Source organism: Nocardia sp. NPDC051750 (assembly GCF_044453135.1).
Taxonomy (GTDB): Bacteria; Actinomycetota; Actinomycetes; order Mycobacteriales; family Mycobacteriaceae; genus Nocardia.
The window spans coordinates 1,199,057-1,224,451 of sequence record NZ_JBITCK010000001.1 but is presented as its reverse complement, the minus strand read 5'-3'; the positions used below and the strand labels follow the sequence as shown (position 1 = coordinate 1,224,451).

At 68.3% G+C, this 25,395-nt stretch carries 27 protein-coding genes and 1 riboswitch; of the genes, 15 read left to right on the top strand and 12 right to left on the bottom strand.

All coding sequences use genetic code 11. The features are described 5' to 3' along the window. Nucleotides 1–111: 111 nt before the first annotated feature. The 7 genes from kstR (at nucleotide 112) to ACIA75_RS05320 (ending at nucleotide 8,695) form a co-directional block, all read left to right on the top strand. A complete protein-coding gene (gene kstR, locus ACIA75_RS05350; protein ID WP_397100126.1) occupies nucleotides 112–765 on the top strand; it encodes a cholesterol catabolism transcriptional regulator KstR in 654 nt (217 codons plus the stop codon). A 108-nt stretch (nucleotides 766–873) separates the two neighbouring features. After that, nucleotides 874–3,426: a trehalose-phosphatase gene (gene otsB, locus ACIA75_RS05345; RefSeq protein ID WP_397100123.1), complete on the top strand. Its 2,553-nt coding sequence runs from the start codon at nucleotides 874–876 to the stop codon at nucleotides 3,424–3,426. Nucleotides 3,427–3,713: 287 nt separating this feature from the next. Continuing rightward, nucleotides 3,714–4,604, top strand: a complete 891-nt coding sequence (locus tag ACIA75_RS05340) for a metal ABC transporter solute-binding protein, Zn/Mn family (RefSeq protein WP_397100120.1) — start codon at nucleotides 3,714–3,716, stop codon at nucleotides 4,602–4,604. 32 nt (nucleotides 4,605–4,636) lie between these two features. Further along, nucleotides 4,637–5,677, top strand: coding sequence for a metal ABC transporter ATP-binding protein (locus tag ACIA75_RS05335; protein WP_397100118.1), 1,041 nt, complete (start codon nucleotides 4,637–4,639; stop codon nucleotides 5,675–5,677). Then, nucleotides 5,678–6,544, top strand: a complete 867-nt coding sequence (locus ACIA75_RS05330; RefSeq protein ID WP_397100116.1) for a metal ABC transporter permease — start codon at nucleotides 5,678–5,680, stop codon at nucleotides 6,542–6,544. A gap of 92 nt (nucleotides 6,545–6,636) precedes the next feature. Then, entirely contained in the window at nucleotides 6,637–7,806 is a 1,170-nt protein-coding gene (locus tag ACIA75_RS05325) for an acyl-CoA dehydrogenase family protein (RefSeq protein ID WP_397100114.1), read from the top strand. Nucleotides 7,807–7,891: 85 nt separating this feature from the next. After that, nucleotides 7,892–8,695 carry an enoyl-CoA hydratase/isomerase family protein gene (locus ACIA75_RS05320; protein ID WP_397100112.1) on the top strand — a complete coding sequence of 268 codons (804 nt, stop codon included), beginning with the start codon at nucleotides 7,892–7,894 and terminating at the stop codon, nucleotides 8,693–8,695. Between the two features lie 6 nt (nucleotides 8,696–8,701). On the opposite strand, the gene ACIA75_RS05315 is transcribed toward ACIA75_RS05320, so the two are convergent. From ACIA75_RS05315 to carD, 6 genes are all read right to left on the bottom strand, one after another. Beyond that, complete coding sequence (locus ACIA75_RS05315) at nucleotides 8,702–8,977, bottom strand: DUF4190 domain-containing protein (RefSeq protein ID WP_397100110.1); 276 nt, start codon at nucleotides 8,975–8,977, stop codon at nucleotides 8,702–8,704. Nucleotides 8,978–9,090: 113 nt separating this feature from the next. Then, entirely contained in the window at nucleotides 9,091–10,062 is a 972-nt protein-coding gene (gene rlmB, locus ACIA75_RS05310; RefSeq protein ID WP_397100108.1) for a 23S rRNA (guanosine(2251)-2'-O)-methyltransferase RlmB, read from the bottom strand. Continuing rightward, the gene (gene cysS, locus ACIA75_RS05305) at nucleotides 10,062–11,468 is read right to left on the bottom strand and encodes a cysteine--tRNA ligase (RefSeq protein WP_397100106.1); all 1,407 of its coding nucleotides are present in this window, start codon (nucleotides 11,466–11,468) and stop codon (nucleotides 10,062–10,064) included. The genes rlmB and cysS overlap by 1 nt, the downstream gene beginning before the upstream one ends. Before the next feature lie 184 nt (nucleotides 11,469–11,652). Then, nucleotides 11,653–12,147 (bottom strand): 2-C-methyl-D-erythritol 2,4-cyclodiphosphate synthase, encoded by a 495-nt coding sequence (ispF, locus tag ACIA75_RS05300; RefSeq protein WP_397100962.1) that lies wholly within the window; start codon nucleotides 12,145–12,147, stop codon nucleotides 11,653–11,655. A 2-nt stretch (nucleotides 12,148–12,149) separates the two neighbouring features. Then, a complete protein-coding gene (ispD, locus tag ACIA75_RS05295; protein WP_397100104.1) occupies nucleotides 12,150–12,863 on the bottom strand; it encodes a 2-C-methyl-D-erythritol 4-phosphate cytidylyltransferase in 714 nt (237 codons plus the stop codon). A gap of 2 nt (nucleotides 12,864–12,865) precedes the next feature. After that, on the bottom strand, nucleotides 12,866–13,354 hold the full coding sequence (gene carD / locus ACIA75_RS05290) for an RNA polymerase-binding transcription factor CarD (RefSeq protein WP_397100101.1): 489 nt from the start codon (nucleotides 13,352–13,354) through the stop codon (nucleotides 12,866–12,868). Between the two features lie 462 nt (nucleotides 13,355–13,816). Between carD and ACIA75_RS05285 the strand changes: the two genes are divergently transcribed. Together ACIA75_RS05285 and radA are read left to right on the top strand one after the other, a co-directional pair. Beyond that, the gene (locus ACIA75_RS05285; protein WP_397100099.1) at nucleotides 13,817–14,473 is read left to right on the top strand and encodes a hypothetical protein; all 657 of its coding nucleotides are present in this window, start codon (nucleotides 13,817–13,819) and stop codon (nucleotides 14,471–14,473) included. Between the two features lie 333 nt (nucleotides 14,474–14,806). Further along, nucleotides 14,807–16,186, top strand: a complete 1,380-nt coding sequence (gene radA, locus ACIA75_RS05280) for a DNA repair protein RadA (RefSeq protein WP_397100097.1) — start codon at nucleotides 14,807–14,809, stop codon at nucleotides 16,184–16,186. A 130-nt stretch (nucleotides 16,187–16,316) separates the two neighbouring features. Here the strand turns inward: radA and ACIA75_RS05275 are convergent, their stop codons facing one another. After that, nucleotides 16,317–16,967 (bottom strand): hypothetical protein, encoded by a 651-nt coding sequence (locus ACIA75_RS05275; protein ID WP_397100095.1) that lies wholly within the window; start codon nucleotides 16,965–16,967, stop codon nucleotides 16,317–16,319. A 118-nt stretch (nucleotides 16,968–17,085) separates the two neighbouring features. Further along, nucleotides 17,086–17,709, bottom strand: a complete 624-nt coding sequence (locus ACIA75_RS05270; protein WP_397100093.1) for a carbonic anhydrase — start codon at nucleotides 17,707–17,709, stop codon at nucleotides 17,086–17,088. A gap of 182 nt (nucleotides 17,710–17,891) precedes the next feature. Here ACIA75_RS05270 and ACIA75_RS05265 point away from each other — a divergent pair, with 182 nt between their 5' ends. Beyond that, nucleotides 17,892–18,755 carry an A/G-specific adenine glycosylase gene (locus tag ACIA75_RS05265; RefSeq protein ID WP_397100960.1) on the top strand — a complete coding sequence of 288 codons (864 nt, stop codon included), beginning with the start codon at nucleotides 17,892–17,894 and terminating at the stop codon, nucleotides 18,753–18,755. Between the two features lie 25 nt (nucleotides 18,756–18,780). Here ACIA75_RS05265 and ACIA75_RS05260 read toward each other — a convergent pair whose 3' ends face one another. Then, nucleotides 18,781–19,545, bottom strand: a complete 765-nt coding sequence (locus ACIA75_RS05260) for an alpha/beta fold hydrolase (RefSeq protein WP_397100090.1) — start codon at nucleotides 19,543–19,545, stop codon at nucleotides 18,781–18,783. A 159-nt stretch (nucleotides 19,546–19,704) separates the two neighbouring features. Between ACIA75_RS05260 and ACIA75_RS05255 the strand changes: the two genes are divergently transcribed. From ACIA75_RS05255 to ACIA75_RS05240, 4 genes are all read left to right on the top strand, one after another. Beyond that, a complete protein-coding gene (locus tag ACIA75_RS05255; protein ID WP_397100088.1) occupies nucleotides 19,705–20,019 on the top strand; it encodes an antibiotic biosynthesis monooxygenase family protein in 315 nt (104 codons plus the stop codon). Between the two features lie 60 nt (nucleotides 20,020–20,079). Then, nucleotides 20,080–20,222: riboswitch (cobalamin riboswitch) on the top strand. Between the two features lie 31 nt (nucleotides 20,223–20,253). Beyond that, complete coding sequence (locus ACIA75_RS05250) at nucleotides 20,254–20,448, top strand: CbtB domain-containing protein (protein WP_397100086.1); 195 nt, start codon at nucleotides 20,254–20,256, stop codon at nucleotides 20,446–20,448. Continuing rightward, the gene (locus ACIA75_RS05245) at nucleotides 20,439–21,242 is read left to right on the top strand and encodes a CbtA family protein (RefSeq protein ID WP_397100084.1); all 804 of its coding nucleotides are present in this window, start codon (nucleotides 20,439–20,441) and stop codon (nucleotides 21,240–21,242) included. The genes ACIA75_RS05250 and ACIA75_RS05245 overlap by 10 nt, the downstream gene beginning before the upstream one ends. A 207-nt stretch (nucleotides 21,243–21,449) precedes the next feature. Beyond that, complete coding sequence (locus tag ACIA75_RS05240; RefSeq protein WP_397100082.1) at nucleotides 21,450–21,908, top strand: hypothetical protein; 459 nt, start codon at nucleotides 21,450–21,452, stop codon at nucleotides 21,906–21,908. A gap of 60 nt (nucleotides 21,909–21,968) precedes the next feature. Here the strand turns inward: ACIA75_RS05240 and ACIA75_RS05235 are convergent, their stop codons facing one another. Continuing rightward, entirely contained in the window at nucleotides 21,969–22,412 is a 444-nt protein-coding gene (locus ACIA75_RS05235; RefSeq protein WP_397100080.1) for an OsmC family peroxiredoxin, read from the bottom strand. Nucleotides 22,413–22,468: 56 nt separating this feature from the next. Next, nucleotides 22,469–22,924 (bottom strand): SRPBCC domain-containing protein, encoded by a 456-nt coding sequence (locus ACIA75_RS05230; protein ID WP_397100078.1) that lies wholly within the window; start codon nucleotides 22,922–22,924, stop codon nucleotides 22,469–22,471. Between the two features lie 250 nt (nucleotides 22,925–23,174). Between ACIA75_RS05230 and ACIA75_RS05225 the strand changes: the two genes are divergently transcribed. After that, entirely contained in the window at nucleotides 23,175–24,278 is a 1,104-nt protein-coding gene (locus ACIA75_RS05225; protein WP_397100076.1) for a sensor histidine kinase, read from the top strand. A 325-nt stretch (nucleotides 24,279–24,603) separates the two neighbouring features. Here ACIA75_RS05225 and ACIA75_RS05220 read toward each other — a convergent pair whose 3' ends face one another. Beyond that, nucleotides 24,604–25,260, bottom strand: coding sequence for a VWA domain-containing protein (locus ACIA75_RS05220; RefSeq protein WP_397100074.1), 657 nt, complete (start codon nucleotides 25,258–25,260; stop codon nucleotides 24,604–24,606). Nucleotides 25,261–25,395 lie beyond the last annotated feature (135 nt).

Below are 25,395 nucleotides of genomic sequence, written 5' to 3'. Positions count from 1 at the left end.
TGACTCCCACACCTAGAACATGTTCTAATATCCTCGGCGGGCGGAAGTCAAGGCATGGCGCCCACCGGAAGTCCTACGCGCTAGACACGTCACGGAAAGGAACTCCACTCCATGGCAAGCCCCTCCCGTTCCCAGCCCGGCGACTCGGATGCGGTCACCGCCGCACCTGTCACCACGCTGCGGGAGGACGAGTTGAGTTCTTCGGCCCAGCGCGAGCGGCGCAAGCGGATCCTGGACGCCACCCTCGCCCTGGCCTCCAAGGGCGGCTACGACGCGGTACAGATGCGCGCCGTCGCCGAACGCGCCGATGTCGCGGTGGGAACCCTGTACCGGTACTTCCCGTCCAAAGTGCACCTCCTGGTCTCGGCCCTGGCCCGGGAGTTCGAACAATTCGAGGGCAAACGCAAACCACTCGCCGGCCAGTCACCGGAGGAGCGCATGCATATGCTGCTCTCCCAGATCACCCGGATGATGCAGCGCGACCCACTACTGACCGAGGCCATGACCCGCGCGTTCATGTTCGCCGACGCGTCGGCCGCCGCCGAGGTGGACCGCGTCGGCAAGGTCATGGACCGGGTGTTCGCCCGCGCCATGAACGACGGTGAACCCACCGACCGCCAGCTCGCCATCGCCCGCGTCATCAGCGACGTATGGCTGTCGAATCTGGTGGCCTGGCTCACTCGCCGTGCCTCCGCGACCGATGTCTCCGAACGGCTCGAACTGACTGTCGACCTACTCCTGGGCAACCGCTCTCTGGACACGTAGCCTGCGGGCAACCGCTCACAGTTCCCGCCGAATCGGATGAGGGATGATGACACAGTATTGTCATGCGCGCCCCCTCTTAACGAAAACTCCGATCAATAGGTTGGATGTGTGAGCGCACAGGATTTGCCACTCGAACTCCGCCGAGCGCTGGCTACGGTCGCGCGCGTACCTCGGCTACTGGTCGCATCGGATTACGACGGGACTATCGCGCCCATCGTCTCCGATCCGTCCAAGGCTTACCCGCACGGTGAATCCGTGCGGGCATTACGCGCGCTGGCCGGCCTGACCGGCACGACGGCCGCGGTCATCTCCGGCCGCGCCCTGCGCGACCTGGCGGCGCTGTCGCGCTTACCGGTCGAAGTGCAGCTGATCGGTAGCCACGGCTCGGAATTCGATGTGGGCTTCGTCCACGCCATCGACAGCGATGCCCGGCAGTTACTCCGCGAGGTGGTCGCGGCGCTGAACACGATCGCCGCGGAAAATCCGGGTGCCTCGGTGGAGGTCAAACCGGCCAGCGTCGCACTGCATGTGCGCAACGCCACGCCCGAAGTCGGCCGCCTGGCGCTCGATCAGGCGCAGCAGGGGCCGGCCCGCTGGGTGGGCGTGCAGGTCACGGAGGGCAAGGCCGTGATCGAACTGGCCGTCGTGCCGACGGACAAGGGCTCCGCACTCAGCACCGTCCGGCATCAGGAGAGCGCGTCGGCGGCGGTGTTCTTCGGCGACGATGTCACCGACGAGAAAGCCTTCCGCGTTCTGTGCGGTCCCGATATCGGGATCAAGGTCGGCGACGGCGAATCCCTCGCCAAATACCGGGTGGACAGCACCGAGGCCGTCTCGCACGCACTGGCCTACCTGCTCGAGGAGCGCCGCACCTGGCTGGCCGGTGCCAGCGCACCACCCATCGAACGGCTGTCCATGCTGGCCAGCCCGCGTTCGGTCGCCCTGCTCACACCCGATGCCACGGTGACCTGGTTCTGCCATCCGGAACCGGATTCGGCGGCGGTGTTCGCGCACCTGCTCGGCGGTCTCGACGCCGGCCACTTCTCGGTGACCCCACAGCGGCCCGGTCTCCCGCTGTCGCAGCGCTATGTCGACGGCACCATGACCGTCGAGACGCGATGGGCGAAACTGCAGGTGGTCGATTACCTGCCGCACGATGTGGACCCCGACCGCACCGACCTCACCCGAGTGATCACCGGCACGGCCACGGCTGAACTCACCTTCGCTCCCCGGCCCGAATTCGGGCAGGTGCCGGTGTCCATCGAGGTGGAACGCGACGGCCTGCGCGTCTGGGGCACCAACGACCCGGTGGTACTGCGCTCCCCCGGCGTCGAATGGCAGATCCACAGCGACGGCATCCACGATACGGCCACCGCCGTCATCGATCCGTCGAACGGCCCCGTGGTTCTCGAACTGCGCTGCGGATCGAACGATCTCGACCCGGCCGCCATCCCCGAACCGGAGCGGCGCCGTACCGCGGAACTGTACTGGTCGGAATGGGCGCGGACGCTGGATCTGCCCCGGCTCAAACCGGACCTGATGAAACGCTCCGCGCTCACCCTGCGCGGTCTGGTGCACGCCCCCTCCGGGTCGATCCTGGCAGCGGCCACCACCTCGCTGCCGGAAGATATCGGCGGGGTCCGCAACTGGGACTACCGCTACTGCTGGCTGCGTGACGCCGCGCTCACCGCGAGCGCTCTGGTGTCGCTGGGCTCGCTGGACGAAGCCGAGCGGTACCTGGACTGGGTGCACCGCGTGCTGGAAACCCTGCCCGGTCCCGAGCGCCTGCACCCGCTGTACACGATCTACGGCGAAACGCTGCCGCCGGAAGCGGTGATCGACCAGCTGCCCGGTTACGCGGGGTCCCGCCCGGTCCGCGTCGGCAACGCCGCGAATATGCAGGTGCAGCTGGATGTCTTCGGGCCGATCGTGGATCTCATCACCACGCTCGCCCACGCCCGCGAGAAACAGGGAATCACCGATCCGCGCAAGGTGCTGCCCGACGCGGACTGGGAACTGGTGCACGCCATGGTCTCGGCCGTACAGCGCCGCTGGACCGAACCCGACCACGGCATCTGGGAGATCCGCGGCAACCCCCGTCACCACGTGTACTCGAAGGTGATGGGCTGGCTCACGGTGGACCGCGCCCTCACCCTCGGCGAGAAGTTCGACCGCCCGGTCGACGCCGACTGGGCCCCGCTGCGCCAGACCATCGCCGACGAGGTGAAGGCCAAGGGCTGGAACGACGAGGTCCAGTCCTACACCGCCGCCTACGACGGCACCGACCTGGACGCGGCGACCCTGCATATCGGGCTCAGCGGCCTGATCGATCCCACGGACCCCCGGTTCGCGGCCACGGTGGTAGCCACCGAGGCCGAGCTGCGCAGCGGTTCCACGGTGTACCGCTACCACCACGACGACGGCCTGCCGGGCGGCGAGGGTGGATTCCACCTCTGCGCGGCCTGGCTGGTGGAGGCCTATCTGCTGATCGGCAAACGGTCCGACGCGGAAGCCCTGTTCGCGCAGCTCGTGGATGTGGCCGGTCCCACAGGCCTGCTGAGCGAGGAGTACGACCCGGTCGCCGAACGGTCCCTGGGCAACCACCCCCAGGCCTACAGCCACCTGGGCCTGCTCCGCTGCGCTCAACTGCTGGCGGCCTGAGAGCGTAGTCACACATCACCCGCGGCGGCACGAACATGCCGCCGCGGGTCGGCCATAACCGGCTCACCGTACGTACCCAGCGGCGGTGCCGAGTCTTATGAGGCCCTTGGAGGTTTCGGCCCGTCCCGGCTTTCGGCCCTCTAAGCACATGCGGCGCAGCCGCGAGTCCCGAGAGCCGAAAGCAGGGCCCGAGGCCGGGACCGAAACCCCCGCGCGCCGGAGGCACGCCAAAGGACACTGCTAAAGTAAAACGGAAACGATTTCCATTAATCCTGGTAGGACTTGCCGTGTCACTGAAATCTGCCCGTAGCGCTCTGATCCTCGCTGTGGGCGTCGCGACCACCGCGGCGCTCACCGCCTGCGGAGGCTCCGGGGACGATTCCGGTAAACCGTCGGTGGTCGCGTCGACGAACGTCTGGGCCGATATCGCGACCGCGGTCGCCGGACCCGACGCGGAGGTTTCGGCGATCATCTCCGATCCCGCGGCCGACCCACATTCGCACGAGACCTCCGCCGCGGAATCCGCCCGGATCAGCGATGCCGACCTGGTGGTCTACAACGGCGGCCACTACGACGAGTTCATGTCGAAGGCGATCGAGGGCCGCGACAAGCGGGCCGTCGAAGCCGCCGCCTCGCGTGCGCCCGAGATCCAGGGCGATGCGAACGAGCACATCTGGTACGACATGGAGACCGTCGCCCTCGTCGCCGAACAGATCGGCACCGCCCTCGGCGAGGTCGATCCCGCCCATGCGACCGGGTACGCCGACCGCGCCGCCCAATTCACCGGCCGCCTCGCCCAGGTCACCTCCCTCAGCGACCGGATCGCCGCGGAACACCCCGGCACTCCGGTCCTGCAGACCGAACCGCTGGCGTACTACCTGCTCCAGGACGCCGGAACGGTCGACCGGACGCCACGCGACTACCAGGAAGCGGTCGAGCAGGAAACCGACCCCGCCCCGGCGGCGGTGGCCGCCACCCGCGACCTGATCAACAGCAAGCAGATCGACGTGCTGGTCTACAACGTCCAGACCGAGGACAAGGTCAGCCAGGACCTGCGGACAGCCGCCGACGCGGCCGGTATTCCGGTCGTCGAGGTGACCGAGACACTGCCGCCCGGGCTCGATTTCGTGACCTGGCAGACCCGGAACACGCAGGCGCTGGCCGACGCCATCGGCTGAGCCGGACCCGGATCGACGAACGGATGAATCCGATGAGTGAAACCGCGTCGCCGGGCGGCCGCACCACGGCTCCCGGTGCGAAGACCGCGCCCGCCGCGGGTCGCGCGAACGGCCCGAGCGGTAACGGCGCCCACCCGGCGTCGGAAGACACCGCTCCCCGGAACGGGCGCGGGCCCGGCTCGGCCCGGACCGAGCCGCCGGCCATCGCGCTCGATTCGGCCACCCTCGCATTCGGTGACCGCACCCTGTGGCGGGAACTGAACCTGAGCGTGGGCCGTGGCGAGTTCATCGCGGTTCTCGGCCCCAACGGGTCCGGTAAAACGTCGCTGCTCCGCGTGCTGCTCGGCCAGCTCGCCCTGACCTCCGGCACCGCCCGCGTCAGCGGGGCCCCGCCCCGGGCCGGGCATCCGGATATCGGATACATCCCGCAGCAGCGCACCATCGACGCCGGGGTGCAGTTACGCGGCACCGATCTGGTCGGTCTCGGCGTCGACGGGCACCGGTGGGGTCTCGGCCTGCGTAGCCGCGCCGACCGCCGCCGCAAGGTCGCCGCCGCGATCGCCGAGGTCGGTGCCGAAGCCTTCGCGAAGGCTCCGCTGGAAAGTATGTCCGGCGGCGAACAGCAGCGGCTGCGGGTCGCGCAGGCGCTGATCGGCGATCCGGCGGTGCTGCTCTGCGACGAGCCCCTGCTCAGTCTCGACCTGGCCAGTCAGCAGCTGGTCGCCGGATTGATCGACGCACGGCGCCGCCGGCACGGCACGGCGGTCCTCTTCGTCACCCACGAGATCAATCCGATCCTGCCGCTGGTGGACCGGGTGCTCTACCTGGTCGACGGGAAGTTCCGGATCGGCACGCCGGACGAGGTGATGACCTCGGCGGTGCTGTCGGAGCTGTATCAGACCGAGGTCGATGTGCTGCGCGTCCGGGGCCGGCTGGTCGTGGTCGGTACCGGTGACACGATGGATGCCCTCGGCACCGCCGGAGCCCACTGCCACGGCGACCCCGGCACCCCGTACACGCCCGACTTCGGAAGCACCGACCTACTCCAGCAATCCCGACAGGCACACAGGTAGATGGACAAGCTTTCCGATGTGGTGACCCAGGTCTTCGATCTGCGGACCACCGTGCACCTGCTCGGCTACGACTTCGTCCAGCAGGCCGTGCTCGCGGCGGCACTGCTGGGGCTGCTGGCCGGGGTCATCGGACCCCTGATCATCAGCCGGCAGATGTCCTTCGCGGTGCACGGCACCAGCGAACTCTCGCTGACCGGCGCCGCGGCGGCGCTGCTGGTGGGCGCCGGGGTCGGTATCGGCGCGATCGCCGGATCGGTGGTGGCGGCGGTGCTGTTCGGCGTGCTCGGCACCCGGGCCCGGGAACGCGATTCGGTGATCGCGGTGGTGCTCTCGTTCGGCCTCGGCCTGTCGGTGCTGTTCCTCTGGCTGGGCCCCGAACGGGCCGGTTCGAAATTCTCCTTGCTCACCGGTCAGGTCGTGAGTGTCGGGTTCGGCGGGCTGACGCTGCTGGCCACCTGCACCGCGGCGGTCCTGGCGGTCCTTGCCGTGGTCTACCGCCCGCTGCTGTTCGCCAGCACCGACCCCGAGGTCGCGGTGGCGCGTGGGGTGCCGGTCCGCGCCCTGTCGATCCTCTTCGCGGTCATGCTCGGTATCACCGCGGCATTCGGCGTGCAGATCGTGGGCGCCCTGCTGGTGCTCGCCCTGTTGATCACTCCGGCCGCCGCGGCGGCACAACTCACCGCCGATCCGGTGCGGGCCACCGTGCTCGCGGTGATCTTCGCGGAGATCTCGGCGGTCGGCGGAATCCTGCTGTCCCTCGCACCGGGCGCCCCGGTCTCCACCTTCGTCACCACGATCTCGTTCCTGATCTACCTGGTCTGCCGGGTAGTCGGCGCCAGACAGCGGCAAGTGGCGCGGGTGCGGTAGGGCTGACACCTTCTTTGCGGGCAGGTGCCTTCAGTCTGGGCGGCGGGGTTTCGTATGCTCGTGCCCAACGCTCCCGGAACGAAGGTGACACGATGATCGACTTCACGATTCCCGCCGACCTGGCCGCCGAACGGGACCGGATCCGCCGATTCGTCGCCGACAAGATCGTGCCCTACGAGCGCGACCCTCGCCTCACCTCGCACGGACCCACCGACGAACTCCGGCAGGAACTCGTCGAACTCGCCCGTGCCGAGAAGCTCCTCACCATCCAGGCCCCCACCGAACTCGGCGGCCGCGGCCTCACCCATCTCGAACAGGCCGTCCTCTACGAGGCAGCCGGCTGGTCCACCCTCGGCCCGGTCGCGATGAACTGCGCGGCACCCGACGAGGGCAATATGTTCCTGCTCTCCAAGATCGCCGACCCGGACCAGACCGCACGCTATCTGCAGCCGGTCATCGACGGGCACCAGCGCTCGGTCTTCGCCATGACCGAACCCGACGGCGCCGGATCCGACCCCGGCCAGCTGACCACCACCGCCACCTTCGACGGCGAGAACTTCATCATCGACGGCCGCAAATGGCTCATCACCGGCGCGAACGGCGCGAAAACCTGGATCATCATGGCCAAGCTCGCCGAGAACCCGCACCTCCCAGCCGGCCCGACCCTGTTCCTCACCGACGGTGACCAGCCCGGCATCATTATCGAACGCACCATGAACACAATGGACCGCAATTATGTGGCCGGCCACTGTGTGGTGCGCTTCGACAAGCTGACCCTGCCGAAATCCGCCCTGCTCGGCGAGGCGGGCCAGGCCCTGCGCTACGCCCAGCTGCGCCTTGCCCCGGCCCGGCTCACCCACTGCATGCGCTGGCTCGGCGCGGCCGAACGCGCCCAGAGCATCGCGGTGGAGCACGCCAAAACGCGCACGGCCTTCGGCAAAACCCTCGGCGAACACCAGGGCGTTTCCTTCATGATCGCCGACAACGAGATCGCCCTGCACCAGTGCCGCCTGACCATCTGGCATACCTGCTGGCTCATGGACCAGGGCGAAAAAGCACGCCATGAGAGCTCGATGGCGAAATCGTTCGTCTCCGAGGAACTGTTCAAGGTCGCCGACCGCTGCGTTCAGATTCTCGGCGGAATCGGCGTCAGTGACGAAACGGTGGTCGAAATGATCTTCCGCGATATGCGCCCCTTCCGCCTCTACGACGGCCCCACCGAAGTCCACAAATACGCCATAGCCCGCAAGGTGCTGCGGTAATTCTTCCGCGCCGCGGCGCGCGGGTTTTCGGACCGACCAGGGGGCCAAAAACCCGCGCCGCCGGAGGCAGCGCCATAATCACCCCATGAGTTCGGAATTGCTCGTCGATGTCTCAGCGGGCATCGCCGTCCTCACGCTGAATCGACCGGCCAAACAGAACGCGTTCAACCCCGCCATGACCGAGGCGCTGGGAGCCGCACTGAAACGGTGCGATACCGAGGACGCCATCCGGGTCGTGGTCATCACCGGGACGCCGCCCGCCTTCTGCGCCGGGGCCGACCTGTCCGACCGGGTGGGCGAGGTGAGCGCGAGTATCGATCCGCCGCCGTTCCGGGTCCGTAAACCGGTGATCGCGGCGGTCAACGGACATGCAGTGGGGGTCGGGCTGGCGCTGGCGCTGCAATGCGATCTGCGGTACCTCGCCGACGACGCGGTCTATGCGCTGAGCCAGGTGCGGCGCGGAGTCCTGGCGGACGGCTATGCGCACTGGACGTTGCCGCGGCTGGCCGGGCTGGCCAATGCCGCCGATATCCTGCTCACCGGCCGCACCTTCGACGGCGCCGAGGCAAAAGCGATGGGGCTGGCGAATGCCTGCCTGCCCGCGGCGGAAGTGCTGCCGACCGCGATGGCAGTCGCGCACGATATCGCCAACGGATCGGCACCGCTCAGCGTGGCGCTGTCCAAGCGCCTGCTCTGGGAGGGGGTGGGTCTGGAACCGTCGATGGTCGGGCAGCTGGAGGCCGACCTCAACGAGCACATCGCCGGCGGCCGCGACGCGGGCGAGGCAATGGCCGCCTTCCGGGAACGCCGCCAGCCCACCTGGTCGGGTTCGATCAGCGAGGAATGGCCGGGACCGGCGAAATGGTCCGGCCAGCAGAGCCTCGACTGAACGGCGTCACCCGCCGCCGAGCAATACCAGGACGAACAGCAGCGCCATCAGCACCATCAGGATCGTGCCGATGACACCGAGGGTGAACCCGACCACGACCTGCGTACGCCCGCCGTATGCGCCACCGGACTCGTCGATCTGATCGAGCGCCCGTTTACCCATCGCCCACGCCACCGGCCCGGACAGCCCGAAACAGAACAGGCTGAGGACGCCCAGCAACAGCACCACCGTTGCGTACGGGTGCTCGATCGGCTTACCGATGGGCGCGTTGGGTATCACCACACAGCGAATTCTACGGTGCCGAGCCGGTTTTGCGTTCCGGGCGCGGCAGAATCGCCGCCGGACCGCGTGTCCGGCCCGCCCGGTCAGCGGCTCGGACCGCGCGGCGGGGCAGGTCAGGCGCGGCGCTGCCGGGCCGTCTCGGCCAGCACCACACCGGCCGCCACGGAGGCATTGAGCGATTCCACCGGCCCCGACATCGGGATACTCAGGATCGCGTCGCAGTTCTCGCGGACGAGCCGCGACAGTCCCTTACCCTCGGACCCGACCACGATCACCGTCGGCCCGGTGGCGTCGAAATCGTCGAGCGAGGTGTCACCGCCGGCGTCCAGGCCCACGATCTGAACACCCTTGGCGGCCCAATCTTTCAGCGTGCGAGTGAGATTGGTGGCCCGGGCGACCGGTAGCCGCGCGGCCGCGCCGGCACTGGTCCGCCAGGCCACCGCGGTCACGCTGGCGCTGCGGCGCTGCGGGATCACGACACCGTGCCCACCGAACGCGGCGACCGAACGGACCACGGCACCCAGATTGCGCGGGTCGGAGATATTGTCCAAGGCGACCAGCAGCGCGGGGGCCGCCGATTGCTGCGCCCGGGCGAGCAGATCGTCGGGATGCGCGTACCGATAGGGCGGCACCTGCAGCGCCATACCCTGGTGTAACCCGTTGGAGCTCATCCGGTCCAGATCGGTGCGCGGCACCTCGAGGATGGAGATTCCGGTATCGGCGGCAATGCGCACACTCTCGGTGAGCCGCTCATCGTTCTCGGTACCCACCGCGACATACAGGGCGGTCGCCGGAACCCCGGCGCGCAGGCATTCGATCACCGGGTTGCGCCCGAGAACCAGTTCGGGACCGTCGTCACCGCGCCGTCCCGCCGGACGAGCGCCACGATTCGGCGAACTGCCCTGGGCAGCACGCGCTTTCGCGGCGGCCTTGCGTGCCGCCGGATGCTTCGTCCGAGCCTCGGCCGGTGGTGTCGGCCCGCGTCCTTCCAGTCCGCGGCGCCGCTGGCCACCGGACCCGACCACCGCCCCCTTCTTGCTGCCGCCCTTGCGGATCGCACCACGACGTTGTGAATTGCCGGCCATCAGCCCGCCTTTCCAGGGGTAGGTGTGCCCAGCGACCATTCGGCACCGTTGGGGGTATCGGTCACATCGATGCCGGCCGCCTGCAGCCGATCGCGCACGGCATCGGCCGTCGCCCAGTCCTTCGTGGCCCGGGCCTGCTGCCGCCGTTCCAGTTCGGCTTGCACCAGCACATCGAGAGCCGTGTCGGCGGCCGAATGGTCGGCGGCGCGGTGCCAGTGCGGATCGAGCGGATCCACGCCCAGTACGTCGAGCATGGCGCGGACCTGGCTCGCGTGTTCGCGGGCGGTATCGAGGACCCCCGCGTCCAGGGCGCGATTGCCCTCGTGCACCCCGTGATGAATTTCGGCGAGCGCCTTCGGGACACCGAGATCATCGTCCAGGGCAGCAGCGAATCCGTCGGTCCATTTCCCCATCGGGATATCGCCGCCGCGTTCGGACACCCGCTGTACGAAGGCCTCGATCCGCTGATAGGACTGCGCGGCATCGGCCAGCGCTTTATCCGAATATTCCAGCATGGACCGGTAGTGCGCACTGCCCAGATAGAACCGCAATTCCACGGCCCGCACGGATTTCAGCACATTCGGAATGGAGAGCACATTGCCGAGCGATTTCGACATCTTCTCGCCGCCCATGGTCACCCAGCCGTTGTGCAACCAGTATTGAGCGAAACCGTGCCCGGCCGCCTTGGACTGCGCGATTTCGTTCTCATGGTGCGGGAACACCAGATCCATTCCACCGCAGTGGATATCGAACTCGCCGCCGAGATAGAACTCGGCCATGGCCGAGCATTCCAGATGCCAGCCGGGGCGTCCCGGCCCCCAGGGCGAGGGCCAGGTGGGCTCGCCCGGTTTCGCGGCCTTCCACAGGGTGAAATCCCGGGGGTCGCGTTTACCCATCCCGGCGCTCTCACCCTGGTGCACGTCCTCGAGCCGGTGACCGGACAGATGGCCGTAGTCCGGATAACTGCGCACATCGAAATACACATTGCCCTCGGAGGCATAGGCATGCCCCCGGTCGATCAGCCGCTGCATGAGATCGACCATCTGGGTGATGTGCCCGGTCGCCCGCGGTTCGGCGGACGGCGGCAGCACGCCCAGCTCCCGATAGGCCTGATCGAATGCCCGCTCATGGGTAGCGGCCCATTCCCACCACGGCCGGCCGGCTGCGGCCGCCTTGGTGAGAATCTTGTCCTCGATATCGGTGACATTGCGGATGAACGCCACATCCAGCCCGTTGGCGGTGAGCCAGCGTCGCAGAATATCGAAGGCGACACCGCTGCGCACATGGCCGATATGCGGTTGACCCTGCACGGTCGCGCCACACAGGTACACCGAGGCGCGTCCGGGTACCAGCGGCGTGAAATCACGCAGGGTCCGTTTCTCGGTGTCGAACAGGCGCAGCGTCACGGCAGTCGATCCTAGTTTCGTTTGTGGATTGCACTCGGATGTGGTGCAGCGGGGATATGGGCAGGGTAGCGGCAAAGACCGGACCTCCGGCATTCGGCCGGTGCCTGTCACACGACATCCACCAGCTGGAAATTTCCGGTTCTTGCTGGATCAGGCGGCTTCGCTGACCCCGGATCTCGTCCGGTTACCGGTCCCCGGGGTGGTCGCTCGGCCGCTCCGGACAGTGCAGCAGGGCCGTGGCGACCGCGGCAACACCCTCCCCGCGGCCGGTGAGACCCAGCCCGTCACTGGTGGTGCCGGATACCGAAACCGGAGCGCTGAGCAGATCGCCCAGCACCTGCTGTGCCTCCGCGCGCCGCGGGCCGACCCGCGGATGGTTGCCGATGATCTGGACCGCGGCGTTGACCACCGCGTATCCGTCCTCTTCCAGTTGCCGCCGCACTTCTTTCAGCATGGCGGCGCCGGAAACACCGGCCCACTCCGGGCGACCGGTTCCGAATACCGCCCCCACATCGCCGAGGCCGGCGGCAGACAGCAGGGCGTCGCACAGGGCATGAGCGGCCACATCACCGTCGGAGTGGCCTGCGCAACCGTCTTCTCCGTCGAACAGCAGCCCCGCCATCCAGCAGGGCCTCCCCGGTTCGATCGGATGCACATCGGTGCCGATTCCGACCCGCATGTTCAGCATCGGCCGACCACCTGCTTTCCGTCGAGGACAGCTTCGGCCAGACGCAGGTCGAGCGGGGTTGTGATCTTGAATGCGAGCGGGTCGCCGGTGATGGTGCGCACCCCGATACCGAGCCGTTCCACCAAGCCGGCGTCGTCGGTCGCGGCCTCCGGGTGCTCATAGGCGCTGCGCAGCACGTCAGCGGCGAAACCCTGCGGAGTCTGGACCGCGCGCAGTGCGGAACGGTCCGGCGTACCCGTGACGACACCGGCGGAATCGACCGTCTTCACCGTATCGACCACCGGCAGGGCAGGTACGACCGCGCGATGACCGGCGCGGAGCTCGGCCACCACCCGGGCGATGAGCGTGGGCGGTGTCAGCGCCCGCGCGGCATCGTGAACCAGGACATACGCGGCATCACCGGCATTGGCGAGTCCGGCGCGCACGGAATCGGTGCGCTCCGCGCCACCGGCCACGATCCGAGCCGGCGCGGCGGGCGGTAACAGGGCTGCCGTTGCCTCGACGAGTTGGGCGGGCACCATCACAATGATCTCGTCGACGACTCCGGCAGCCATCAGGCCGCTGACAGCCAGTCCGAGCATGGGTACGCCGCCGATCGGGACGAACGCTTTGGGAGCATCTGCACCCAAGCGCACGCCACGACCGGCGGCGGGAACCAATGCGATGACGGGACCGGCGTCACGGCCGGGCCCGTCCGGTTCGTGCACGGTCAGGACGCCGCGGCGAGAACCTCGTCGAGGAGCGTCTCGGCCTTGTCGTCATCGGTCCCCTCGGCGAGCGCCAGCTCACCGACGAGGATCTGCCGAGCCTTGGCCAGCATCCGCTTCTCGCCCGCGGACAGACCACGATCCTGTTCCCGGCGCCACAGGTCGCGGACGACCTCGGCCACCTTGTTCACATCGCCGGAGGCGAGCTTCTCGAGGTTGGCCTTGTAACGGCGGGACCAGTTGGTGGGTTCTTCCGTATGTGGCGCCCGCAGCACCTGAAAGACCCGATCCAAGCCTTCCTGGCCCACGACATCGCGAACGCCGACGTATTCCGCGTTTTCCGCGGGAACCCGAACAGTGAGGTCACCCTGTGCGACCTTCAGGACCAGATACTCTTTCTGCTCACCCTTGATGGTGCGGGTCTCGATAGCTTCGATCAAAGCCGCCCCATGATGGGGATAAACGACGGTATCTCCGACCTTAAAAATCATGTGTCCCGTGCCCCTTTCGATGTTCACAGTTTAACACGCGACTCGATAACGGCGCGATCAACTGCGCAGGTCAGGGCCACAACGACCAGGTACTGGGGCTTGACAGACCGTATTTGGTGTGCATCACGTTGTGGCCGAACGGGTGTCGTCATCAGCCGCATCCGAGCCCCGCGGAAGCGGGCCGCCCGGGCACGGGTCACCGACCGGTGTAAGCCGAATCGTTACCGGTCAGCGCCCCGGCTCGCGGTATACCGGCCGACGCCGGACACCCCCCCGAAAAGAGGCCGCAGAGCAGAACCAGGCCACCCCGCCAGAGACAATGCGACCTGGGCGCCGGGTGCGACAAATCACACAGTCCCGACCACGCAATACCCCCTGACACCGCCCGGTGCGCCCGGTGCCGCACAGCGACTACTACAGTGCCTAGTTGGAGTGCGCCCACTCGGACATGGAGGACAACCCGTGACTGCACTGACTGCTGTGACTGCCGCGAGCCCGGCCGCCCCGACTCGGCGGCGCCGCTTGGCGCCGGTCGCCGCGCTCGCCGCCGGTGCGGCTCTCATCCTGTCCGGCTGCGGCGCCGGCCAGATCTCGCAGACCGCCGACCAGGTCGCCGCGGTCAACGGCAATACCGCCGATATCGGCACCATCGCCCTGCGCAACGTGCACATCGTCTACCCGGGCACCGCCACCCACACCAACACCGCCGGCGGCCAGGCCGCCCTGGCACTGTCGATCATCAACACCGGCGAAACGGTCCCCGACGAACTCACCAGCGTCACCACCGACCTCGGCACGGTGAAGATCACCCCGGCCGAGGGCGACAAGCTCGAGATCTCCCCCTCCGAAACGGTCGTGGTCTCCACTCCGTCGGCCGGCGCGGAAACTCACACCACCGGTGAAGCCGTGGATACCGAAGCCGGCGAAACGAAGGCCGCGAACATCGAGGTCACCGGCCTGACCCAGAACATCACCCCGGGCCTCACCTACGATTTCTCCTTCAACTTCAAGGAAAACGGAACGGTCCTGGTCCAGGTCCCGGTCGATGCCGGCCTGGAATCCCCCCGCCACGAATCGGAAATCTCCAAGAGCACCACGGGACCGGCCGGCGGACACTGAGCTCTGTTTTTTGGCGCGCCTCCGGCGCGCGGGGTTTCGGCCCCCTTGGCCCATGCCGTCACTCCTCGAGACTCGCGGCTGCGCCGCATGCGCTTCGAGGAGTGACGGCATGGCCGGGCCAAAACCTTTCAAGGGCCTCGTAAGACTCGGCGCCGCCGCTGGGCGCGTTTGATCGGGGTTATGGGAACCGTACGGGCGTCGTAGAACTCGGTGCCGCCGCTTGACATGTTCGGTCGGGGAAGGGTTGCCGACCTCTCAGCGGTGGCGGACGTCGAGTTGTCCAGTTGCGCCGAATCCCGGCGCTGTCGGTGTGGTTGCGTAAGGTGCGGGTCTGTGGCAGCCACCAAGACCAAAGCCGTGTACCGGTGTTCGGAGTGCGCGCACGAAGTTGCCAAATGGGTCGGCAAGTGCCCGGGTTGCGGATCGTGGGGCACGGTCGACGAGGCACTGCCCGCCGCGGGGGCCGCCGCTGTCCCGGCGGGACGGAAGGCCATGCTGCCGAGCACCGCTGCCGCCCCGATCTCACGGATCGATTCGAAGACCACGACCGCGCGGCCGACCGGGGTTTCCGAGCTCGACCGCGTGCTGGGCGGCGGGATCGTCGCCGGGTCCGTGGTGCTGCTGTCCGGGGAGCCGGGGGTGGGGAAATCGACGCTGCTGCTCGAGGTCGCGCACCGGTGGGCGCGGCAGCGAGACGAACGGGCGCTGTACGTCACCGCGGAAGAATCCGCGGGGCAGGTGCGGTTACGCGCGGATCGGACGGGCGCGGTTCACGATCGCGTATACCTGGCGGCCGAATCCGATCTGTCGGTGCTGCTCGGCCATGTCGATCAGGTGAAACCCACACTGCTGGTGGTCGATTCGGTGCAGACCATGCTGGCCACGGACAGTGACGGCGTCATCGGCGGTGTCACCCAGGTCCGGGCGGTCACCGCGGCACTGACCTCCCTGGCCAAGGCGAGTGGTATCGCGGTCCTGCTCGTCGGGCATGTCACCAAGGACGGGGCGGTGGCGGGGCCGCGCACACTCGAGCATCTGGTCGATGTGGTGTTGCAGTTCGAGGGTGACAAGAACTCGACGCTGCGGATGGTGCGCGGTATCAAGAACCGGTTCGGCAGTGCCGACGAAGTGGGCTGTTTCGAGTTACACGACGATGGAATCGCCTGTGTCACCGACCCTTCCGGACTGTTTCTGCACCACCGGGCCGATTCGGTGCCCGGTACGGCGGTTACCGTCGCCATGGACGGGAAGCGGCCGCTCGTCGGGGAGGTTCAAGGACTCACCGTCGACACCCAGGCTCCCGCGCCGCGCCGGGCCGTCAGCGGCCTGGACTACAACCGGGTCGCCATGGTGCTGGCGGTCCTGCAGAGTCGCTGCGGCCTGTATGTGGGCAAACAGGATATCTACGCGGCGACGGTGGGCGGGATGCGGCTCACCGAACCCGCCGCGGATCTGGCGGTCGCGCTGGCGATCGCGAGCGCGGCCCGCGATACCGCGCTGCCGCCGGGCTGGGTGATCCTCGGAGAGGTGGGTCTGGCCGGTGAAATCCGCCGGGTCACCGCCGTGGGCCGCCGGCTCGCCGAGGCCGAACGCCTCGGCTTCACGACAGCGGTGGTACCGCCGGGTGTGACCGGGAAGGACACAGCCATGAAGCTGCATGAGGCGTCCAGCCTCCGGGGCGCGCTACGGCTGGCGAGTCTGACCAAGAAATGAGCAGGGCGGCTGCGGGTATCTCCGATATCGCTGCGCGATCTCCGGGCGGTGCGCCGAGCAGGGTCCGGAGTGCTGACCGGCCGGCGGTGCGGCGATCGAATTCGACGCCGCGCAAAGGGTTCGGCGCCCGTCAGGCGATGTTGAAAGGTTCGGGGGCACTGCGCACCGATCCCAGGTGCGCCACCACGTTGTAGGCCCCGGAGGGGACCTGGATGCGCTCTCCCGCGCATTCCGGCTGGGAGGTCGTGCCGGTCCAGGTCACCGTGAACGCGGCCTGCTCGCCGCGGTCGAGCGTCCGCACATCCGGATCACCGTCGGGGTAGCAGTCCGTACTGGCCCAGAGCTGCCGCCCGCCGTCCAAGGTGTGCACCGAAACGCGCTGCAGGCCCGAACCCATATCGCGGGTGCAGGGCTCTCCGGAGATATTCGTGATCACGATTCCGAAGGTGGGCTCCTCGCCGACCCGGTAGGTCGGCTGGGCCACCGAAATCTTGATCGCGAGCGATTGGTCGGCGCACTCCCCGGACGCGGCAGGCGCCGGACTGGACGATGCGGCGCCCGAGGCCGTGGTGGATGTCGGACCGGACGCCGAGGTCGAGGTCGAGGGTGGTGCGAGGCTCGTCGTGGACGATACCGCCGCCGCACCGGGCGAATCCCCGCCGCGGGATACGGTCACGACCAGCCAGATCACCACCGCAAGCGCGACGACCAGCGCTCCGATGGCAAAAACGCGACGCCGCCAGTAGATCTCCGGCGGTAACGGTCCTGTCGGTTCCAACACGTGTCAACGGTAAGCGCAGCGGGCGGCGAGGACGGTCAACGGCACACCGGAAGCTGCGGCCGGGCGCCGGCGTGGCAGCAGCGCGCCCGCCTTCCGGCAGCTCAGCGGCGTTCCGTCGTCAGACGGTCTCCCCTATCTCGCCGACAACGCGGTGCAGCTGTGCACGGCCCTCGGCCAGTTTGTAGGTGGCACAGGCGATCGCGCACTCCCCGGATTCCACCCGTTCGGCGACGATCTTCGACCGCTCCATGAGCAGGCTGCTGGTTTCGACGACATGGCGGGCTTCGAGTTCGTCCACCGTGCTCAGGCCCTCGCGGCGGCCGATCAGCATCGAGGGGGTGACCTTCTCGACAATGCTGCGGATGAAGCCGCCGGGCACGGCACCGCCGTCCAGCGCGTCCAGGGTGGCTTTGACGGCCCCGCAGCTGTCGTGGCCGAGGACGACGATCAGCGGTACGTTCAGCACGCCCACGCCGTACTCGATCGAACCCAGTACTGCCGCATCGATGACGTGGCCGGCTGTTCGCACCACGAACATATCGCCGAGCCCCTGATCGAAGATCAACTCTGCCGCAACACGGGAATCTCCGCACCCGAAAAGGATGGCGGTGGGACTCTGGCCGCCGACGAGCTTGGCTCGGTCGGCAGCTCCCTGACTAGGATGCTGCAGCGTGCCGTTCATGAAGCGCTCGTTACCTTCACGCAGCGACTTCCAGGCACTCACCGGGTTGGACTGAGGCATGGTGTCCATTCTGCACGATTCGATATTGCCGCCCGCTTCGGTCCGGTTACGGCGCGGCATCCATCCGCGCGGCGCCGGTGGTTTTGCACAGTGAGGTGGATGGGAGCGGGTCAGTGAGCAGCAGGACAGCCGGCGGGCCGGGTACGGGCGAGCGCCGCGACACTTCGAGCGAACCGGCCGCGATCGACACCGATATCCTGATCGAGTGGTACGGCCGTACCGCCCGGGATCTGCCCTGGCGACGGCCCGGTGTGAGCGCCTGGCAGATCCTGATGAGCGAGATCATGCTGCAGCAGACCCCGGTCGCCCGGGTCGAACCGATCTGGCGGGAGTGGGTGGCGCGCTGGCCGGTGCCGTCGGCCATGGCGGCGGCCTCCGCGGGCGAGGTGCTGCGGGCCTGGGGCAAGCTCGGATATCCGCGGCGCGCGCTGCGACTGCACGAATGCGCGCAGGTGCTGGCCGGTGAGCACGGGGACGAGGTCCCCGACGATGTCGAGGTACTGCTCGGACTGCCGGGCATCGGCGCCTACACCGCGCGTGCGGTCGCCTGTTTCGCCTACGGACAGCGCGTGCCGGTGGTGGATACCAACGTTCGCCGGGTGGTGGCACGAGCCGTGCACGGACGCGGTGAGGCGGGCAATCCGGCGGCCCGCGATCTCCGCGAAACCGAGGCGCTGCTGCCCCTCCGGGTCGAGCGGGCGGCGGTTTTCTCCGCGGCACTGATGGAGCTGGGCGCGACAGTGTGCACCGCCCGCACCCCCGACTGCGGCCGTTGCCCGCTCCCCCGCTGCGCATGGGTGACCGCGGGCCGGCCGCTACTGGAATCGACTCGCCGCACCCAGAAATACGAAGGCACCGACCGGCAAGCGCGCGGAAGGCTCCTGGATGTGCTGCGGGCGGCGACCGAGCCCGTGGACCGCATCCGCCTGGACCTGGCCTGGACCCGCGATCCCGGCCAGCGCGACCGGGCGCTGGATTCGCTCCTGGTGGATGGTCTGATCGAACAGACCCGCGATGGCCGGTTCGCACTGGCCGGCGAAGGCTGACCCGGCCGCGACCGGGGCGGGCCGATCAGCGGTCCGGAGTGGGTTCCGTGGCGAGCACGCGAGCGAGAAACCGTTGTACCTCGGCCCGGTAGTGAGCGGGCTGGTCGTCGTGCACCAGATGCCCGGCGTCGGGGATGACGATATGTTCGGCATTCGGATGCAATTCCGCCATACGACGCATCTGGCCCGGCGGGGTGATGGTGTGCTCGCCCTCGATCAGCAGAGTGGGCACGCTGGACTCGGCCCATTCCCGCCAGAACGCACGGGTTCCCCATTCCTCGGAGATATCGCGGAAAGTCGTGATATCTCCGTGCAGCCGGTAACCGTCCGGGGTCCGGTCGAACGAGTTGAGGAAATAGCGCCCGGCAACCGGGCCGAAGTACTCGAGCACGGCGGCCTCGTCAGCGAAGGGCTGCGGCCAGGCCGCGACCATGGCGGCCCAACCGGCGGCCGTGCGACCGGTGAAATCCGCGGCCATATCCTCCACCACCAGCGCCCGCACCCGCTGCGGATACCGGGCCGCGAAGACCCATCCGTGCAGCGCACCCATCGAGTGACCGATGACCACCATCGGCACGGTGACGTCGGCGGTTGCCGCGGCCAGGTCCGCGACGAACGCGTCGGTGGTCAATTCGGCCGGCGCGGGGCGTCCGTGCCCGGCGGCGTCGAAGGTGTACACATGACCGTGGCCACGCAGCCAGCCGACCTGATCCGCCCAGGTCCGGGCGCTGCCCATCAAACCGTGCAGCAGCAGTATGGGGGCTCCGGTCCCGCCTTCGTCGTGCAACATCGACAAGAGTGTATTCCGGCCCGGCCGCGCCCTGCCCGAGGATTCATACCCGGCCGACGGTAGGCACACCCGCCACCCGCTCGTCGTGGTTCACCACGGTGGTTCGGGACCAAGGGGGGCCCGAACCTGCGCCGCCGGAGGCGGCGCAATATATACAGTATGGCTGTTGTGAAGATCAATGCGATCGAGATCCCCGAGGGCGCGGGACCCGAACTGGAGAAGCGGTTCGCCCACCGCGCGCACGCCGTCGAGAACTCCCCCGGATTCCTCGGCTTCCAGCTACTGCGGCCCACCGCCGGCGAGAACCGGTACTTCGTCGTCACCCAGTGGGATTCCGAGGAGTCCTTCGCGACGTGGCGTGACGGCCCGGCCAAGGAGGCCCACGCCGGTCAGCAGAACAAGCCGGTCGCCACCGGCGCGTCGCTGCTGGAGTTCGAGGTGGTACTGGACGTGGCGGGTAAGCCCGCCTCCTGATCCGTTCGCTGGTCACGCCGCTCACTGCGGCGTGACCAGCACTTTGTTCCACCACATATTGACGCCCGGCCGCTCCGGTGTCACAGTTCGAGGGATAAGCGAAGGTGATGCGGTAATCCGGTGAGATCCCGGAGCGGTCGCGCCACTGTGTTCTCCGCCGCGGCGGAGAGAGCCAGACACCGGCACCGACGCATGGCACTCGACGGGACGCGAACTCCCGGAGGAGGACACATCATGGCCATCGTCCACGTCCCGAGCCGGGCCGCCGAGACCGCGGCGACCGTGCTCATCACGGCCGGTGTCGTATTCCTGGCGTTGCTGACGCTCTACCTGGTGGGCTTCGACCAGGGCGCGATCTCGCGCAGCGGGATGTTCCTGCACGAGCTGATGCACGACGGACGGCATCTGCTGGGCGTCCCATGCCACTGAGCGGGTCGTTCGGAGCTCTACTGATCCGTGGCCTGCTCGCCGGTTTGATCGCCGGACTGCTGGCGGGTGTCGTCGGGAATTTCGTCGGCGAACCCAAGGTGGACGCGGCCATCGCCATCGAAGAGGCCGCGGCCGGGACCGAGGCGAACTCGCACGATTCTCCGGCCGGGCACACCCACGGTGACGAAGCCGGGCACAGCCACGACGAGGACGAAGCCGTGGTCAGCCGGCCGTGGCAGAAGTTCGGCCAGTTCCTGGCGAACGCCCTCGCGGGTATGGCCTTCGGCGCGATCGTCGCGACGGCAGCGCACTACGTCCGGCGGTTCACCTCGCTACCTGGACCGCGGCTGGTGCTGGGGCTCGGCCTCGGCGGCTGGCTCGCGGTAGTGGCCGTGCCGTTCTTCAAGTACCCCGCCAACCCACCTGCGGTGGGCGATCCGGAAACGATCAGCGAACGCACTCTGCTGTGGGTCGCCGCTGTTGTCCTGGGCCTGGTCGCTGCAGCGGCGGGGGTCTACGTCTGGAAGCTGCTGCGCACGCAACTCGAAACCGTCCGGCTCATTGCCGCGGTTGCGGTGTTCGCGCTGATCACCACGATCGGTTACATAGCGCTGCCCGGCGTGAACGAGGTGGGTCCGGATTTCCCGGCCACGCTGCTGTGGGAGTTCCGGACCGCGTCCCTGGCGGTCTCCACCACGCTGTGGGTGAGCATCGGCCTCGCGTTCGCGGTGCTCACCGAGTGGAGCACGCACAGCCGTACCCCGGTACCGGAAACAGCCACCACCGCAGGGTGATTCCGGCTCCGGTGTGCCCCCGGAAGTGTCGAGTGCATGAACCAGACCGGCATCCGCATGGGCGAGTCAGGCCCGGAGGCGGCAGCGAAGCGTAACCACGCAGGGCCCTCGCTCATGCGCGATAGGCACAGCATGGGCGAGTCAGGCCCGGAGGCGGCAGCGAAGCGTAACCACGCAGGGCCCTCGCTCATGCGCGATAAGCACAGCATGAGCGAGTCAGGTGTCGATCGCCCGCGGCCCGGGGCCGTCACCACCGCGTTCCTCGCGCTGGTGACGGCGGTCGGGTTCGGCGTCGCGGAGGCGGGGGTCCATACCGTGGGGCAACTCGGTGAGCCGGCCGCGGACCTCGGTTCGGTCGCCGGCGGACTGCTCGTGCGCGCGGTGATCTACACCGTGGTACTCGGGGTGGCCTGGCGGATGCTGCGCGGTGACCGCTGGGCGCGGCTGATGCTGACCTTCGGCATCGGCCTGATCGGCTCGGCGTCGCTGCTGGTGGAACCGATCGCCGCGCTGGCGGCCGCCGGCAGTATCGGCGGCGCGCTTCCCGATCCGACCGTCGAAAATATTCTCGTCGTGCTCACTCGGGTGGGGCATATCTGCGCGGTGCTGGTCGCGATCCCGGCCATGTACACGCCGGCGGCGCGCGCCTGGTTCCGGGGCCGGTAGGGGCCATCCGCACCCGTCCGGTGGTCCCGGGCCCCGCCGATGCGGGAGCCCGGGAACCGCTCAGGATTCCAGGGCGGCGTCGAGCGTGATCTCGTCGACTCCGGCCAGTGCTTTGCTCACCGGGCATCCCGACTTGGCCGCGGCGGCCGCCGTGGTGAAACCCGCGTTGTCCAGACCGGACACCCGGCCGCGCACGGTCAGCGCGATCCGGCTGATCCGGAACCCACCGGCCGGATCGGGTCCGAGGGTGACGGACGCCGATACATCGAGGCTCTCCGGAGTTCCCCCGGCCTGGGCGATCTCGTTCGAGAGTGCCATCGCGTAGCAGGACGCATGGGCTCCCGCGATCAACTCCTCCGGGCTGGTCGTGCCGCCGGCTTCGTCGGCGGACCGTTTGGGGAAGGACACCTCGTACTTGCCGACTCCGGAACTGACCAGCTCGACCTGGCCGGAGCCGTCCTGCAGACCACCGGTCCATGCGGTGCGCGCGGTACGTGTGGGCATCACAATCCTTTCGAAGACAAATTGATGGGGGCCATTGTCGAACCTACTCGCACCTGTCAGCCGGCCGCAGCCGTACGTTCGTCGAGCCGGGCCAGCGCCGGCGGCCAGGCCGCGCGGTGCCGGTCGCGGGCCGCTTCGTCGGCAAAACCGCTGTGCCGCAGACGCAACCGGATACCGCGGGGTTGTTTGACGAACTCCACCCGCAGCACCGTTTCCACACCCTCGGTACCGCCGGGCCCGGTCAGCCAGGTCATTTCGACCAGGCGCCGCGGTTCGAGCCGCAGGAATCGCCCGTAGTGCGGACGCCTGTTCTCCTCCCGGCCCGCCTCGAAGTAGAACGGCTCGTTCACCTCGGGGCGCATCCGCATCGTCCCGGGCTCTGCTAACCAGATATCGAATCCCTGGGTCCATGCCAAGTAGAGCAGTTCGGGCGAGGCTTTCATCACCCGTTCCACTGTCAGCTCATACGGCCGTGCTGACAGGTCCGGTACACGCACTTGCTGGTCGACCATCACTGGACCATACCCGCGCAGGGCCTGGTCACGCGGCAGTTGCGACCGGTATCGCGCCGCCGCCGATCGTTTCGTGCCCAACCGGCGGATTCGGCCTGTGTCTGTTGGGCATGAGCGGGGGCCCTGCGTGGTAACGCTTCCGGGCCTGACCCGCTCATGCCCGGAATGTCTTTGCGATACCGGGAATCCGGGTGTGCAGCGCCGACTTCGCCCGATGGGCGAATAGGGTGATACAGGTGGAGAGTTCGCGATGACGAGCTGGGAGATAGCCGGGCTACTGGGTTGGCCGGCGCTGGCCGCGGCACTGGCGGTGCTGATGTGGCAGCGCCGCGTGCTCCTGCGCGCCCACCGGGAGCGGGATGCCGCCACCGAGGTGGCGGCACAGCGGCTGCGGGAGCTCGAGGTGAGTACCGAGCGCCTGCTGATCGCGCGGGAACTACACGATGTGGTGGGGCACAACCTTTCACTGATCAACGTGCAGTCGGGTATGGCGCTGCAGCAGGTCGAGAACAAATCGGCGAAGGCCGCGGGCACGGTGGCCGAGATCAAGACCACCAGCCGCAACGCGCTCGAAGATGTGCAGGCCTTGCGGCACGCGATCCAGACGGTGGAACCGGCCGGCCCCACCGCACCGCCCGCATCCGACAACCAGCAGCGGCGGGATACCGATACAGCGCTACCGCGCGACCGGGAGAAACGGTCCCGGCGTGGCGGTTTCGTGCGTCGCGAGCGAACCGGCCCGCCGGAATCGGCGCGCGACGCCGAATCGACCATCCGGGCCGACGGCACGCCCACCGCACCGCCGCCGCCGGCGCGCGAGCCCGACCCGACCATGTCCGACCTCGACGAACTCCTGCGCAAACCCCGGCTGGCGGGACTCATCGTGCACACTCGCCTGGTCGGGACGGCCGGGTCCCTGCCCGGGGCGATCGATGAGGCCGCGACCCAGATCGTGACGGAATCGCTGAGCAACGTCATCCGGCACGCCCCCGGTGCCGAAGCCACGGTGACCGTGCGGTTCACCGCCGATTCCGTGGACCTCACGATCGACAACACCAGGCCCACCGGCAAACCCGAACACACCGGCCCGACCCGCGGAATGGGCATTATCGCCATGCGGGAACGCACCCACGCACTGGGCGGCGCGCTCACCGCGGGCCCGAAGCCCAGCGGCGGTTATCGAGTCGCGGCCAGACTGCCGAGCCGGCCGCTGCGGGTAGCGGCCGACCCGGACGAACTGGCGCGGTCGCGGGTGGGGTCGGAGATGAACAAGCGGACTCCGGCGGCCGACCGCCCCGCCGGTCGCGATACCACACCCGAACGGGTCGAAACCGGTCCGACCACAACGGAATAGAACCACGGATTCTCCGGCGATCATGAGCATGCGCTGATGTGCGGTCAGCAGAAAATGCGGCGACCGGCGGTGAATGCGGCGACCGGCGGTGTCCGAGGCCATAGTCGCCGGACGTCGGCCCACGCGGACGGGCGCTGCACGTCGGCGGCGCCGGTTCACTAGCTACTGCGCCGGATCGGCTCACCCGCAGCAGGCGACCGTGGTCAATGCGCGCAGCACGTCGTACACGGCTCGGCGCCGCGCTGCCCTGAACTGCACACCCGCCTGCTGGAACTGGCCCGCTCCCGCGGCTCCCGGCTGTTGGTGCCCGTGGCGTGCGGATCAGCTAACTACTGCCCGGGTCGGCGGCACGGCGCTCCTCGTCGGTGAACCCGGCAGCGCGGGCCGAACCCGGGGCGGCGCCCGGGGCTTGCAGACGGGACGAATACGCACCCGCGGCCCGGAAAACACCCTGAACGCCGGCCGGTGCCGCGCCGTAGGTGATCGACTGTTGCGGCGCGAACCCCAACTGGGTGCCGATCTGCACCGCATCCATATTGGCGCCCAGGAACAGAAAGTCCCAGTTGTAGTCGGTCTGCTGTTGTTCGATCAGCGAACGCACGGCGGAATGGGTCCATTCGCGGCTGGAATTCTCATGGCCGTCGGTGAGAATCACGACAATCACCGTGCCCGGGCGCTCGGATTCCGGGCGACCGGCGAGCTCGGCACCGATATCGGTGACCAATTTCCCGATCGCGTCGTAGAGCGCCGTACCGCCCCGGGGATGCAGGACCGGCGGCGGAATCTCGTCGAGCGGGATATTCGAGTACAGGCATTCGTACTCGGTATCGAACTGGGCGAAAGTCACCCGGACGGTCTTTTCGACCTTGCCCTGTTCCTCGAAGAAGGCGGCCAGCCCGCCCTCGGTATCGGATTTGATCGACTGCATGGAGCCGGAGCGGTCGAGCAGGACAGCGATCAAACTCTGATTCGGATCGGTCATCGTTACCCCCATTCGAAGTGCACCTCTGCGTCCAACCCTACGCGCGCCCCCACCTGCCCGCCGCCGAATTACGGGCCGCCGAGTTCCGGTGACCGGGACATACGAAAGGGCCTGTCCAGCTGTGCAATACAGCGG